Here is a 14,243-nt window from a genome sequence, read left to right as displayed (position 1 = left end):
TACTAATAATGAGTAGCCCTATATCAGAAGAAAAGGAAAATCCAATAGTTACACTAAGAGCTCAAGCAGAAAAGTTTGATTTTAGTAAGTTAAGAGCTGATGAAAAGGATATCTCAGCGAACTCTGGTAAACAGATGTATGAGGATTTTGACAGAATGAATTTTGTTATTAACAAGAAAAATATAGACACAATTTTGATTAAAGCACTAATAAATAGAGATAAAGAAGAATTTGACAAATTTTGGGAAAAGTATTGCGAAGGTCTGAAGGTTTCTAATGATAAAGAAACTGATCGGTATAAAGAGGAAGTTGAAAAATTCTACAATATAGGTAAAGGATATACTAACCTATTAACGAAAGAAGAAGATGAAAATAAGAGTTATCGTGCGTTTGCAAAAGAAGTTTTTAAGGAAATATTTAAATATGCTGAAGCTCAAGTTCCAAGTGATTCTATTTTGGAAGAACTGGTTATCAATTGTAATCAAGCAGGGTACGTAGGTGCATTATACGCTGAAGATAAACCTCTTTTTCATGTAGCTATGGCATATGAGTTAGTTTTCGGTTCTAGTCATACAACACATATTAATTGTAGTGATCCAAGTCATGCAACAATCAGAATTGAAGAAAAAATTGCAGTTTGCACTTTAGCAAAATCAGAAGAAGAATTATGTAAATTGGATAGCTCGCTAGAATTCACACTTAAGTCTCAAGGTGATAAAAATGTAACATATGAAGATGGTAAATTGTCACTTACTGTTCCTAAGAGACTGAAGGACTATAATATAGGTGATAAAAACTTGTTTGACGTTATAAAAGAGTGTTTTCAGAAATTTTGCGAGAGGCTTGGATTTTTTAAAATAAAAATAGAGCATGGTTTAGGCGATCCACTAGAAGTAAGCGACCATCTGGAAAATATGGAACCCCCTATTCGTAGTAATGAGCACGGCCTGAATTAAAATATCTTGAGCTTGTTTGCACAATCAATCACTTCAGCATTTAGAAATTGTTTTTTAAACCAGGTATACTGACGTTTCGCGTAGTGTCTTGTGTTTGTTTGAGCAATTTGTATCGCTTCGTCTAAAGTAATCTCACCTTTCAAGTACTTTATAATTTCTGGCACTCCGTGTGCTTTCATAGCTGGCAAATGTGGGGCTAGGTTCATGCTAAGTAGCTTTTTTACTTCATCAATTGCTCCATTTTCAATCATTGTAATGAAACGAGAATTTATTTTTCGGTATACATCTTCACGTTTAGGCAGAATTGTATATATCTTAAAATTATTGAATAAAGGAGGCTGTCTATTCTCTTGCCATACAAAAATTGACTTGCCAGTTTCAGTGATAACTTCAAGTGCCCTTGAAAGGCGGTGCGAGTCATTCATGAACACTTTACCTTGAATCCTTGGATCTTTGCTTAGCGCTAATTTGTAAAACTCCTCTTTACTTAAATTTTTCCTGAGCTCACTTACGTTTTTTCTCACTTTCTGACTTATTTGTGGCATTGATGATAAGCCTTTGATTAAACTGCTGATGTAAAGCCCGCTTCCTCCAGTGATGATAGGTATTTGAGCATTTTCTAATGCGTGATTAACTTCTTTTTCTAAATCTTCTAACCATAGACCCACGGAATAATTTTCTTTTGCTGAAACATAACCATATAGTTTATAAAATACTTCTTGCTTTGGTGGTTGAGCAGTAATTATGGGAATTTCTTCATATACCTGCTTTGAATCACAATTTATTATACTAATATTTCCATATTTTTCTATCAGGTTATCGCATAATTCTGATTTACCTGAGGCCGTAATTCCTGTAATAATTACTATATTATTTTTCATTTATATTAATTTAATTAACATATGATAAAGTGTAGTAAAAGTTTGGATTCTACAATCTAAAGTTTGGAGATTTTTATGGCAGAAAACAACGACAATAATTCATTTACTAAGCGTTTCACAAACAGGACTCCTGGCGGTACAGGGGAAGGTTTTTCCAGTAAGTATTCGTCTCAAAACACCAAAGAACGGGCATTAGGGGAAAAAGGAAAAATTTCTGAATTAGCAGGCAAAAAAACCGAATCCAAGGAAGCTTTTTCTGAAAGTGGCGGCATAAAAAGTAAAAGCAGAACTGTCAATGAAAGATCTTTTGCTGATGCAACAAAAAGAAGTAGGTCAGATCTTATATACTTAGTCCGTGGTAAAGATCGTGGAAAATCAGCGTGGCATTATGTATTAGTTGATAAAGAGAAAAGAGAAATGTTTCTAGCAAAAAGCAGAACTGGCTCTATAGATGTTGCAGACTATGGAGAGATTTTGTATTCAGGATGGGGAGAGGATCCACCACAGGCAATAATTGATAAAGTCAATGAAGAGTTTGGGTTGTAGCAAATCTGCATAACAAATGGTAAGCTGCGTTGCATTACGTTTACAAAAACTAGCAGTTACTATATAAGATACAGTGCAACAAAACTGATCTAGTTGTTATGAATAAGTTTTTAGCTATATGGTATCTAAAATAATAAATGCAATACAGAACAATTTATTAGTGTGTTTTCCAACAGAAACAGTGTATGCTCTTGCTTGTAATGCACTAGATAATGAATCTATAGGAAAAATATATCAGATAAAGAAACGCTCTCAAAATAAACCACTGTCTATATTTGTTAGTGATATTTACAATTTGACAAAAATAGCAAAGGTAAAGGAAAGATATATTGATTTAATAAACCACTTTTCTCCTGGACCAATTACCTATATTTTACCACTTAAAAACAACAACATATTGCCAAACGAATTCTTTAAAGATAGTATAGGTATCAGAATTCCTGAGCATCCTATTGCAATTTCAATACTAAACAAACTGAAAGTTCCAATAGTTGCAACTAGTACAAATATTTCAGGAAAAGAAAGTGTATGTAAGGCAAACGATATACCACAATCCATTAAGCAACATTTATCTGTAGTGATTGAAGATGACGAACTAGTTTCTGGTATAGAATCTACTATTATTGACTTAACCGAAGATAAGATTAAGGTTTTAAGGGAAGGTGCAATTTCATTACAAACAGTAAACAACGCATTTTCAAACTAAAATCTATAGGAGAAAGAATGAAAAAAGTAATAGGCCACAACCAAGCCAAAAAAAAAATAATGAACAACTTATCTGTTCAGTCTTGGCTGATCTGTGGTAAAAAAGGTATAGGAAAAGCAACACTTGCAAAATCCTTCTCCAATTGGTTACTCATAAAAAACTATAATGAAGTAGCATTGGACTTACACATTGTTGAAGGTGATACTATCGGAATAGAAAAAGTCAGAGAAATGAAAAACTTTCTACACTTAAGTCCCATTCAATCAGAACACAAAATAGCTATAATAGATAGCTTAGAGGCAATGACTAATAACGCTAAAAACGCAATATTGAAAATATTAGAAGAGCCGCCAAAAAATTCTAAGATATTTATAATTAGCCATAAGCCATATGATATACAAACCACTATCTTGTGTAGGTGCTTTCAGCTGAATTTACTTCCATTAACTTATGATGAAACAAAGCAAGTTGTTTCATCTCAATGTAAATTTGATAATCAAACGTTTGACGAAATGATTACTTTATTTCCTGGAATGCCAGGAATGATAATAAATACAATAAGTAGTGATGCTTATGAAGCATACAAATGCTTTTATAAATTTCTTCATGATTTAAAGAATCCCAATATGATTAATAAAGTAATTAATAGCGAAATCGAACTAGAACTAGCATCATATATAATTCAGGCCTTCATTTTAGAAAGCATAAAGAGAGAGGTAAATGGTGTTGAAATTCTGCTAAGTCAGTGGAAAAAAATAGATGAACTTTTCGTTGCCGCAAAGCAACTCCACTTAGATAAAAAGCATGTTTTAGCTAATGTAGTTAATATCATGACATAAGTTTACAAAGTATAATACTTTTAACATAAATTCATGATAAAATTCTGTTAATTTAATACTCGAAGTATATAATTTGACTGATAATAAATTAACTGTATGGCAATCAATAGAAGTTTTGACGAAAGCCATATTGAACATGCAGAAAAAATTAAGCTTAATTAAGAATATAGCTTCAGATCAAGACATAACCCTAGAAAAAGGAAAGGAGTTGTTAAGTGGCATTTATGAAGCAAATTTTAAGCTAAACAAGACAATCAATATAGCTACTTTGCCAAAAATTGGCTATCATATGCTAAATGGTGAGCTTGTTGTACGTAATCATATTACGGAAGAGGAAGTAAAGATTCCTGGAGATTTTCATTACCTTAAAGTCGTTAAATCCGATCATGATAATTATAAATTAACGTTTTGTAATTTTTTAGGTAATGAGTTTTTTGAATATAAAAAGTATGATCCACAATATTCTGGTATTTCAGATGAATATAAATTTGTGGATTTTGGTAGTGTAAAAAAGACTCATAATCTAAAATTTAAGGAATACATTGGTCATGCACCTAAATTTTTTGCTGCAGAAGGGCCTATTGAGCCTGGATCCCAAAACCATGTAATTGATCTATTTGAGCTAGTCAAAAGTGGTAAAGGTAGCAAAGTGGGAACCTTTGCTGATGAATTTGGTTATTTTGATGATCAAAATAAATTACATTATTATAATTATCACAAAAGTGTAGAAAGTAATACTTATGATCCTGAAAATTTCAGTGTAAAAATGATAAATATAGATGTGAGCAAAATCGATAAATTCTACCTTATTGCGGAACAAGGTGATATAATCATTCATCCTATTTTGGAAAATTTAGACATATTTTAAAGTTTTTTAGAGTATCTAATCTTGTTGTTATTATAATTGGATTTGGTAGCATTGTGTTATGGAAGATAAATTGCTTGAATCAGTAAAAAACAAAAGTTATTTCAGTAAAGCAGTCGAATGGTACTGCCATAGGTATCTGTTTTGTGTAGCAGAAAGATCTTGGATGGCATTAATAGTATCGCTTCTCCTAGTATGCTTATGTTTATTAACATTAAACATATACCTGTTATTTCCTGTTAAAAAAGATTTAAATTTTGTGAAGTATATGAACCACACAGAAGATGAGTTCTCTGCAATGCATAAGCTTAGTTTCAGTAAAAAGGAAGATGAATACACTTCCACAGCGAGGTACTTAATAAGTAAATACATTGAAATATACGAGTCCATTAAGACCGTTGAACCGAAGTACCAAGAAAATTTTATAAGAAACAATTCTATACATAAAATCTATCAAGGCTTTCAGGAAAAAACGAATAATGAAGCTGGTAATTTGTCTTTATCTAAAAGAAAAATCGCCAACATAAATGTAATAACATTATCTATTGATCGATCGACCAAGGACTTAGTTACATTTGCTGGAAATGCTACTGTAGTTTTTACAACCGAGCAAAATAAGGAGGATACTGTGGAGATTAGCTTCACTTTGTCGAATATAAAAGCAACTCTGGCTGGTATAATACCATTTAAATTTATTGTTAATGGTTATAAATACAGATTTTAAAATATTACTTGGTAGCTAAAAAAAATAACCAAAGTGCACATAGCAGTAATAACTGGAGGTAAAACTAGAAGAATTGGCGTTTTTTTAATAAAGTAATTCTGAGAAGGTTTTAAGAAAAAGGCGTTGTAGATTATCGGCAAAAAGTACAGAGCGTTGAGTATAGTACTAACAATTAACACTAAAGTTACAAACACAGAAAGTATTACATTGCCAGAGTTGAAAACAGCTTGAAAAATGAGAAATTTACCCCAAAAAGTCGGAGCAGGCGGCACCCCTATCATAGACAATGCACCTATAGCAAATGCTGTCATGCTAATTGGCATACTGCGTCCTATACCGTAAATCTTATCTATATATTTCTCACCTGCTCTCGTTATTATTGCTCCGGCAATGAAAAACAAAGTGATTTTTGCAAATGCGTGGCAAACTAATTGAAAAATTGCAACCCTCATGCTGAGCTCACTAAAAATTGAAGCAAATAATATAATATACGACAATTGAGAGATGGTAGAGTAAGCAAGCAATTTCTTTAATTCTTTTTGCTTTAATGCAATCAATGATGCAGTAATAATAGTAAATCCAGCAACGTATGGAAGCCACCCTCCAGTGAACCAATTTTGCTGCACAAAACGTTGCATGTTATCGACGCCGAAAGTGTATAATATAACTTTTATGATGATGAAAACTCCGGATTTCACAACAGCAACAGCGTGCAGTAGTGCACTCACAGGAGTTGGTGCAACCATTGCTTTTGGTAACCAAAAATGCATTGGCATTAATGCAGCTTTTCCTATTCCGTAAATCAGCATAGCAAAACACACTGCAATGAAAGTGATGAGTGAAGTATCAAATTTGAATATTCCACCGCTTACAAAGTCTAAAGTATGAAATTCATTATATAAAAGGCCTATTGCAGGAAAAAACAATACCAAAGAAGAGAAAAATAGCACGCCAAAGTAATAGCGTCCTGCAATCATTGATTCATTTGTTGAGTTGTAAGTAACCAGAGGGTATGTACTAATAGTTAGAAGCTCATAAAAGACAAATGTAGTGAGCAAGTCTCCAGAAAAAGCAATAAACATTGCACAGCTAATCGATATTGAAAAAAAGCATAGAAAACTTGAGTGATTGCTATCAGCATAGTTATTCTGCATATAACATATTGCATATATACTGGTTAGTATCCATAAAAAAGATATTAATAAACTGAATATTACTCCGGTAGACTCTAGCTTTAAACTAATGTGCAAATTATTACCAAAATCCATGAGAATAAATTGAGAATGATCACCATATACCCAATATAAAGTGCACAGACACGTATACGTAAACAGAAGTACAGAAGAAGTGACAGTAATACTATTGTTCACTCTGGGCCATTTACCAGTAAAAAAAATAACTAACGCACTTAAAAGTGGAATCAACGCAGTAATTAATAAATAATTCTCGGTAATTGAAAATGGTAAGGAAAGAGACGTTAAAACACAGTCCATTAAATAATTCATCTTTTTGTTTAGGTAAAGCTAGAATTATACTAAAATCATAGAAAAACCGCTATGTTTTTTTAGTTGTTGCATATGCTATAGCTATACTGCCGCGGTATCTCTAGATCCCGCTAACACGTAGCGGGATGACGAATTTGTCGTTACGTCATACCGCGATTCATTCGCGGTATCTCATCCGCTAACTAGTAGCGGGATATGAGGTTATCGTCATGCCACCGCGAACCGTCACGGTATCTCTTAGCATAGATCCCGCTAACACGTAGCGGGATGACGAATTTGTCGTTACGTCATACCGCGATTCATTCGCGGTATCTCATCCGCTAACACGTAGCGGGATGACGAGCTTATCGTCATGCCACCGCGAACCGTCATACCGCCGCGGTATCTCGGCATAGATCCCGCTAACACGTAGCGGGATGACGGTTTTTCAAATTGTTGTAAGTCGGTTTAGCTATATAGATAGCATAAAGTCAACTGCATAAATTGAAACAATATCTGCTAGACGCAAATTACAACAAATGCAGTAGCGTAATCTCCATCGTCACTCAGAGAAAGATGAATTTTGGAGATAAAATCCTTGCTAACGGTAAGATATGGCTTGCCTCTTACATCATTGTATATTTCTATATCTTTCATTATAATACCCTGACCACTACCTCGTGCTTTAACAAAAGCCTCCTTTGCCGCAAAACGCTTAGCGAAATACCTTGCTCGCATTTCTTGACTATTATACTTTCTACTTAGCTCTATTTCTTTCTCAGTGTAGATTCTATTGAGAAATTTTTCCCCGTATTTTTGTAATATCCTCGATACTCTTGGTATATATACTATGTCAGTGCCGATACCGTGTATCATTTTGTGCTAAAGTGATTTATTGCTTCCTCAATCTGCATTTCCTTTACCTCTCCAGTTGCTCTATTTTTTACTTCAACTATCTTTTCATCTATTGCCTTTTTTCCGACAATTATTTGCCACGGCAAGCCTATCAGATCCATTCTAGAAAATTTTACTCCTACACTTCCTTCCGTGTCATCGTAAAGCACTTCATCGCTCTTCAAAGCTTTGTATATTTTATCTGCAGCCTCCGTTACTTTCGTTTGTAAATTGATTAAACCAATTCTGAAAGGAGCCACCGATTCTGGCCAGATAATTCCTTTATCATCATGAAAAGCTTCTATTATTGCACCGACAAGCCTTGAAACTCCAATGCCATACGAACCCATATGTATATTGACATTTTTTCCATCTTGAGAAGTAACACTTGCCTTCATAGGCTTTGAGTATTTGTCGCCAAAATAAAAAATATGCCCTATTTCAATACCTTTACTAACATTTAACTGCTCTTGTGATATAGGGCAAGTCTCAGGATCATGCATATCATCTGCAACTGCGTATATACTCTTCAAACTTTCAACATCTTCGCTTTCTAGCAACTCAGAAAATTTGTTGTCGTAATATAAAGTGCTTTCACCAGTGTTTGCCAATATATGAAACTCGTGGCTCAAATTTCCTCCAATTGGCCCCGTATCAGCTCTCACTCCAATTGGGGTAAGTCCCATGCGTTTGAAGATTTTTATGTAAGTTTTGTACATCAAATTATATGAATTCAGTGCACCTTCGTAATCTACATCAAAACTGTATGCATCCTTCATCAAAAATTCCCTGCCCCTCATAACACCATAACGTGGTCTTACCTCATCACGAAACTTCCATTGAATTTGGTATAAACAAAGTGGCAAATCTTTGTAACTTTTTACCACATCTCTAATTAAATCAGTTGCTACCTCCTCATGCGTTGGACCAAAAAGCATATCTTCCTCATGCCTATCCTTTATGCGTAGCATTTCCTTACCATAATCATCGTAACGCCCTGATTCTCGCCAAAGATTTGCTGGTTGGACACAAGGCATTAACACTTCAATAGCGCCAGATTTATCCATTTCATCTCTGATGATGTCTTCAATATTCTTAAGCACTAAGAGACCAAGTGGTAACCAGGAATAAATGCCAGATGCTATCTGCTTTATTAAACCTGCACGTAAAGAATATTGATGGGAGATAATTTTAGCATGGGCAGGCTTTTCCTTTAGAGTTGGTAAGTAATACTTGGATAAACGCATATAATAGATCTGATTGTATTAAGTAATCTTAATACAATCAGACCTGTAGGTAAACTTATTTTGAAAAAGAAGGGAAGTGCGTCTTGACCATTTCATATAGCTCATTGTCTTCGTGCAACAAATTGTTTTTGCCATGGCAACGCTTTTCCACCAAACTGTGCTATGCAATCCTCAACAGAAAGAGGAGGTGGATCTTGCACCTCATTATCCACTGGGTCAACATTATTTACTTGTGGTGAATCAACACACGAACTTGGTGACTCCTCTGTCTTTTGTTCAGGATGTATCGGAGATGTGGCTCTAGATTCTATACCACTGTCAGAACTTTTGCTTCTTTCTTCCTTGCTTGATGGGGGATTTGTGTGTTTTGTCTGCTCCTCTTTTTCCTGCTCTATCTCTTTCTGTGTGTCTTTGCTTTCACCTGTAGTCCAATCTGAATCGCTAATAGAATCAGAATGCTCACTTTCACTATCTGAGAATCGCATGACTGCTGCTCTCTCCTTAAGTCTCTTTGTCCACTCTGAATCATTATCATCCGACTTCTTTCTCTCTGCTTGCTCCCTATCTATTCTTGCAGCAAACTCTTCTGGTCTTTCTTTTTTGTCAGTGCCCCCACTACTTTCTAATTTTGCTTTCAATTCATTTGTAAAATTTTGTTGCTGCTCACTCTTTTTAACGTAGTACCTCCTCTTATCTGTTCAAACAGAGTAGAATGATTATTATTCTCAGGTTCACCAGCCTTCTTCGGTGCATCATTCTTAGGTTGCTCCGTACGCTTGGAAGCTGTAAAAAAATGCGGAGGCGGAGGTGGTAGTGCAGCATCTTGTGGCAATGGAGGAGGTGGTGGCGGTGGTACACTGACACTTGGATTTGGTTGTGTACCCAATGTTACTGGAGGTGATTGAGGAGTAGGTACATTTGATTTATTCTCCAGATTAGTACAATTTTTACACACAAATTTTTGTGGTTCTTGAGATGGAGTATGGCCGAATTTCTGTCCATTAAGACCTACTTCTTTCTTATTATCATCTCTAGAAATAGCCAGTTTAACAAGATATGTCACTGAAATAAGTGCAACAACCGTAGAAACAGCAAAAATTGCTAAAGGAACTGCTGCAATGGCACCAGAACCAGAAACTGCTGCAATAACATAAGGAAGATATTGACCAGATGTGAAACTAAATACAGATAATAATGAAACAGCAATTAAAGGTTTCCATATAGTCCCCTTAGTTTTAGTAAGCTCCTGACTATCTTTTAGCAATGAAGAATTATTGGATGTCATCATTTCTTTGCCTCACTTGTTAACGATAATTTAATAATAACCCAATTAATAATTTCTGTCAATAATGAATTATGAAAAATAAAGTCAAAATTTGAATAGATAAGCTATAAGTAATATACGATCAGCAATAGCTATACAATAGACTTCTTGTATAACCCACACTAAGTAGAAAAAAGGTGTCATCCAAGTAGCTGACACTGCTCTCCTTTGTCATTCCAGTGCTTGACACTGGAATGACACCGAAGGGGCTACTGCCGTCTTGGATGGAAACCAGTGTCAGAACTAGTTAACCATGGGGCTTCTTTTGCCTTTTTTTCCATTTGGTAAATTTCTTAAATATTTATGGCTAACATGAAGCTAAGTACGAACTTTGTTAAACATAACAAATGGTGCCATTCCAGTGCTCCTTTTTTTGTCATCCCAGTGCTTGACACTGGGATCCAGTTTTCCATATAATCTCATCGAAAATGTTGTAACCACTTTCTGTGCTAGTTTGCTTGCTTACAAGCAAACTTTCCTGGATCCCAGTGTCTGGGCACTGGGATGACATCATAGGGACACTGGGATTACACCCTGACAATCGTCATCCAGCTACTTGTTAGCGGCTAAGAGATACCGCGAATGAATCGCGGTATGACGGTTCGTGGCGGCATGACGATAACCTCGTCTCACTGCCATTAAGTTAAGGAAAAAAGATAGATTTTATGGGATAATGATGTATACCAATAAGTTTAAAGGTAGTATGAGTAAAAAAGGCAGTAATAAAATTTATTCAAAATGAATTGGCAAGTCTAGAATTTATAGAATCCCATAAATCATCTTCAAAAGATTTTATGAGAAAGAGGAAGTTATCTTTTATTGACATATTTATCTTAATTTTAAGAAAAAGTGTAAAGTCGCTGCAAGTAATACTAAACGAATTTATTTTATATAGGAAAAAAGACTATACCGTTACTGCTAGTGCTTTTAGTCAAGCAAGAAAAAAAATGAAACACAGTGCATTTTCAGAAATTAACGAAGGTGTGGTTTCCTTGTACTACCAAGACCAAAAATTTAAAACTTGTTTTGGCTTTAGAGTGTTAGCTCTTGATGCCTCCAAAATCATTTTACCAACAAGCGTTGAAATAAAAAATGAATTTGGCTCAAGAAAAATACGTAACCAAAAACCAAAAGATTTAGGTGATTATGCAAGTGCAACCTTTGCGGTTTGTTAAGATGTGCTAAATAATGTTGCCATAAGGTCAGTGTTAGATAGAGGTAACACTCATGAAATTAACTTAGCAGATGAAATGCTTAAAGTTGTAAATACTAATGACTTACTGATTTGTATATTTATCTTATAAATTTCTTTCTAGCCTTACAAAAAGAAAAATTGCTTATGTCATTCGATGTCCCAGATCATCTTTTAATGAAGTGAATGCTATGTTTGAAGAAAAAAGCCCATCTAGTGTTGAGGTTACCATATGTGCTCAGCGTAAGATAAAACAAGAAAATAGTGGAATAACGCTTCAAAGTGGTACTGCCATCTGGTGAAATTGAAGTGTTAGCTACATCATTAATGGATGAACAAAAGTTTCAAACTGGAGGATTTAAGGAGTTATATTTTTTACGCTGGGGAGTTGAGACATTTTTTGCAAAACTCAAAGGAAGACTAAGTCTAGAAAATTTTACAGGAAAAAGTGTTGAGTCTGTTAAACAGGATTTTTGGTCAGCTATCTTTATTAGCAACCTAGAAAGTGTTATGACAGAAGATGTAGAAGAAGCGTTGAATATGGACTTAACCGATGATAAGCTTAAGAGGAGCATTAACAAATCTGTCTCATTTAACGCGATCAAAAACTTGGCTTTCGACATTTTTGCTACGGAATCAGATACTGACTGCATTATGGATCAATTATCAAAGCTATTTTTGATGAACACTTTGGCGGTAAGAAAGGGAAGGAAAGTTGATCGTCATAAGGTACCTTATCTTCGTTCGTTCAATTACCAAAAAAGGGTTAGAAAACACATATTTTGACTAGAGGTAGTATTCATATCTTCTGATAATAACTGGGTAGCTTATTGCCATAGCTCCTGTAAAATGACTTCTAAACAAACTATTTCTTAAGTAATTTACACTTCAGAGTTTATCTGCTTTAAAGTTTACTCTATTCTGTTTCAGCATTTGTCATAAATCCTTAATTATTTCTGACTTTTTAGTTCAGTTTTTAACCATTCTTTCCTTAACTTAATGGCAGTGAACCTCGTCATCCCGCTACTTGTTAGCGGGATCTCTTGTTAGCGGCTGAGATACCGCGAATGAATCGCGGTATGACGGTTCGCGGCGGTATGGACGTAGGAAAACCTTTCTTGGGTCAGCTATAGAGACTCTCATCTTTAGCGAGCTTCAAGGTAATTGGTTGCTATTTGCGAAAATATTCGCATAATTTAAGTAACATTACTTAATAAAAATTAACTATGGAGCTTAATAAGATTGCAGCATCGATTTTACTTTCTGGGCTAATCATTATGATAGTTAGTAATGTAGTTGATATGCTTTACAGTCCAGAAGAATATAAGATTGAACACCAAACGATAGTAGCTGCTGGCAGCAATGAGTTCCAGCAAAAAATCGAGCAAGTGGCGCTTGATATTGGAGCGCTCATGCAGAATGCTAGCTTTGAGAAAGGTAAATCAGCAGCAAAAAAATGTATAGCCTGCCATAGTTTTGAGAAAGGTGGAATGAATAAAGTAGGACCAAACTTATGGAACATAGTTGGAAATAAAAAGGCCCATCTTGGTAACTCATTCAATTACTCAAAAGCAGTGCTTGAAAGAGGTGGAAAATGGGGGTATGAGGAGCTATTTGCCTTTTTAAAGAACCCAAAAGCCTATATAAAAGGTACACGTATGGCATTTGCAGGTATTTCCAATCCACAAGAAATTGCAGATCTAGTTAGTTATTTGCATCAATTGAGTGATAGCCCGGTTGCTTTGCCAAAGTAGTATGGATTATTGTAAATTGTTTGATGGAAATAATGGTCACATAGCATATCGAAAGCTACAAGGAAAGAAAGCTTCTGTAGTTTTTTTCGGTGGATTTGCATCCAATATGGATGGAACTAAAGCAACTGCTATTTACAAATTTTGCCAAGAAAATGACGTAGCACTTGTGCTATTTGATTATTTTGGTCACGGTCATTCAAGTGGTAATTTTATTGATTACACGATAAGTGATTGGCAAAAAAATTGTGCTAAAGTAATGAGTGAATTAACTAGCGATAAACAAATAATTATAGGTTCAAGTATGGGAGGGTGGCTGATGTTGCTCACTGCCCTTCAATTTCCAGAAAAAATTGCAGCACTAATTGGTATATCGTCTGCTCCCGATTTTACTGAAGATTTGATATTCAAGCAATTGTCAGGCAAGCAAAAAGAAGAACTAGATTCTAAAGGTGTAATAGATTTTACTTCAGAGCATTGTACATACAAAATAACTAAAAATTTGATCGAAGATGGCAGAAAGAACCTTCTTTTAAACAAAAAGACAATAGATATAAACTGTCCTGTGCGCTTGCTGCATAGCATTAATGATAAAGATGTTCCTTATCAAACTTCATTGAATTTAGCTGAAAAAATTAAGTCAACCGATGTTGAAGTACACTTAATAAAATCAGCAGAGCACAATATGTCTGACAATCATTCACTGGAAGTTTTATTTAAGACCATTAGAGAATTTTGTAACCAGACTGCATTCTGTGATTTTTAGCAAAACACGATTTTTCATTTGAGCTTTCTTCAACTTAAAATAAATACAGAAAATTGCTGCCTATAGCT

At 34.7% G+C, this 14,243-nt stretch carries 15 protein-coding genes and 1 pseudogene; 9 read left to right on the top strand and 7 right to left on the bottom strand.

Translation table 11 applies throughout. From position 1 onward, the window contains the following. The first annotated feature begins 8 nt into the window (after positions 1 to 8). Positions 9 to 956, top strand: a complete 948-nt coding sequence (locus EA652_RS03975) for a hypothetical protein (protein ID WP_012673271.1) — start codon at positions 9 to 11, stop codon at positions 954 to 956. Here the strand turns inward: EA652_RS03975 and miaA are convergent. Further along, entirely contained in the window at positions 953 to 1,837 is an 885-nt protein-coding gene (gene miaA, locus EA652_RS03970) for a tRNA (adenosine(37)-N6)-dimethylallyltransferase MiaA (protein ID WP_006280293.1), read from the bottom strand. The two genes, EA652_RS03975 and miaA, sit on opposite strands and share 4 nt — an antisense overlap. A 75-nt stretch (positions 1,838 to 1,912) precedes the next feature. Here miaA and EA652_RS03965 point away from each other — a divergent pair, with 75 nt between their 5' ends. The 5 genes from EA652_RS03965 to EA652_RS03945 all read left to right on the top strand — a co-directional run bounded on the left by EA652_RS03965 (position 1,913) and on the right by EA652_RS03945 (position 5,517). After that, a complete protein-coding gene (locus tag EA652_RS03965) occupies positions 1,913 to 2,383 on the top strand; it encodes a hypothetical protein (RefSeq protein WP_010082479.1) in 471 nt (156 codons plus the stop codon). Positions 2,384 to 2,501: 118 nt separating this feature from the next. Then, complete coding sequence (locus tag EA652_RS03960) at positions 2,502 to 3,089, top strand: L-threonylcarbamoyladenylate synthase (protein ID WP_006280292.1); 588 nt, start codon at positions 2,502 to 2,504, stop codon at positions 3,087 to 3,089. Positions 3,090 to 3,106: 17 nt separating this feature from the next. Then, positions 3,107 to 3,928, top strand: a complete 822-nt coding sequence (locus EA652_RS03955) for an AAA family ATPase (protein ID WP_012673270.1) — start codon at positions 3,107 to 3,109, stop codon at positions 3,926 to 3,928. Positions 3,929 to 4,001: 73 nt separating this feature from the next. Continuing rightward, positions 4,002 to 4,796, top strand: coding sequence for a hypothetical protein (locus tag EA652_RS03950; protein WP_012673269.1), 795 nt, complete (start codon positions 4,002 to 4,004; stop codon positions 4,794 to 4,796). A 58-nt stretch (positions 4,797 to 4,854) separates the two neighbouring features. Further along, a complete protein-coding gene (locus EA652_RS03945) occupies positions 4,855 to 5,517 on the top strand; it encodes a hypothetical protein (protein ID WP_006280401.1) in 663 nt (220 codons plus the stop codon). On the opposite strand, the gene EA652_RS03940 is transcribed toward EA652_RS03945, so the two are convergent. The 6 genes from EA652_RS03940 to EA652_RS06945 all read right to left on the bottom strand — a co-directional run bounded on the left by EA652_RS03940 (position 5,514) and on the right by EA652_RS06945 (position 11,007). Then, the gene (locus EA652_RS03940; RefSeq protein WP_006280400.1) at positions 5,514 to 7,010 is read right to left on the bottom strand and encodes a proton-conducting transporter transmembrane domain-containing protein; all 1,497 of its coding nucleotides are present in this window, start codon (positions 7,008 to 7,010) and stop codon (positions 5,514 to 5,516) included. The genes EA652_RS03945 and EA652_RS03940 overlap by 4 nt on opposite strands. A gap of 510 nt (positions 7,011 to 7,520) precedes the next feature. Next, positions 7,521 to 7,877: a holo-[acyl-carrier-protein] synthase gene (locus EA652_RS03935; RefSeq protein ID WP_007549151.1), complete on the bottom strand. Its 357-nt coding sequence runs from the start codon at positions 7,875 to 7,877 to the stop codon at positions 7,521 to 7,523. Continuing rightward, positions 7,874 to 9,142, bottom strand: a complete 1,269-nt coding sequence (gene proS / locus EA652_RS03930) for a proline--tRNA ligase (RefSeq protein WP_007549149.1) — start codon at positions 9,140 to 9,142, stop codon at positions 7,874 to 7,876. Before proS ends, EA652_RS03935 begins: the two co-directional genes overlap by 4 nt. Before the next feature lie 101 nt (positions 9,143 to 9,243). Further along, positions 9,244 to 9,780 (bottom strand): hypothetical protein, encoded by a 537-nt coding sequence (locus tag EA652_RS03925; protein WP_007549148.1) that lies wholly within the window; start codon positions 9,778 to 9,780, stop codon positions 9,244 to 9,246. Then, positions 9,777 to 10,430, bottom strand: a complete 654-nt coding sequence (locus EA652_RS03920) for a hypothetical protein (RefSeq protein WP_007549147.1) — start codon at positions 10,428 to 10,430, stop codon at positions 9,777 to 9,779. The genes EA652_RS03925 and EA652_RS03920 overlap by 4 nt, the downstream gene beginning before the upstream one ends. A gap of 412 nt (positions 10,431 to 10,842) precedes the next feature. Further along, positions 10,843 to 11,007: a hypothetical protein gene (locus EA652_RS06945; protein WP_162829040.1), complete on the bottom strand. Its 165-nt coding sequence runs from the start codon at positions 11,005 to 11,007 to the stop codon at positions 10,843 to 10,845. A gap of 181 nt (positions 11,008 to 11,188) precedes the next feature. Between EA652_RS06945 and EA652_RS03915 the strand changes: the two are divergent. The 3 genes and pseudogenes from EA652_RS03915 (at position 11,189) to EA652_RS03905 (ending at position 14,175) form a co-directional block, all read left to right on the top strand. Continuing rightward, positions 11,189 to 12,444, top strand: a pseudogene (locus EA652_RS03915) (IS4 family transposase). Between the two features lie 440 nt (positions 12,445 to 12,884). Next, on the top strand, positions 12,885 to 13,412 hold the full coding sequence (locus EA652_RS03910; RefSeq protein ID WP_010082469.1) for a c-type cytochrome: 528 nt from the start codon (positions 12,885 to 12,887) through the stop codon (positions 13,410 to 13,412). 1 nt (position 13,413) lies between these two features. Continuing rightward, on the top strand, positions 13,414 to 14,175 hold the full coding sequence (locus EA652_RS03905) for an alpha/beta hydrolase (RefSeq protein ID WP_012673268.1): 762 nt from the start codon (positions 13,414 to 13,416) through the stop codon (positions 14,173 to 14,175). Positions 14,176 to 14,243 lie beyond the last annotated feature (68 nt).

It is taken from the genome of Wolbachia endosymbiont of Drosophila ananassae (assembly GCF_008033215.1).
Lineage (GTDB): Bacteria > Pseudomonadota > Alphaproteobacteria > Rickettsiales > Anaplasmataceae > Wolbachia > Wolbachia pipientis.
Note: the sequence above shows the minus strand (reverse complement) of the source record. Positions and strands in the feature narration are given on the sequence as shown.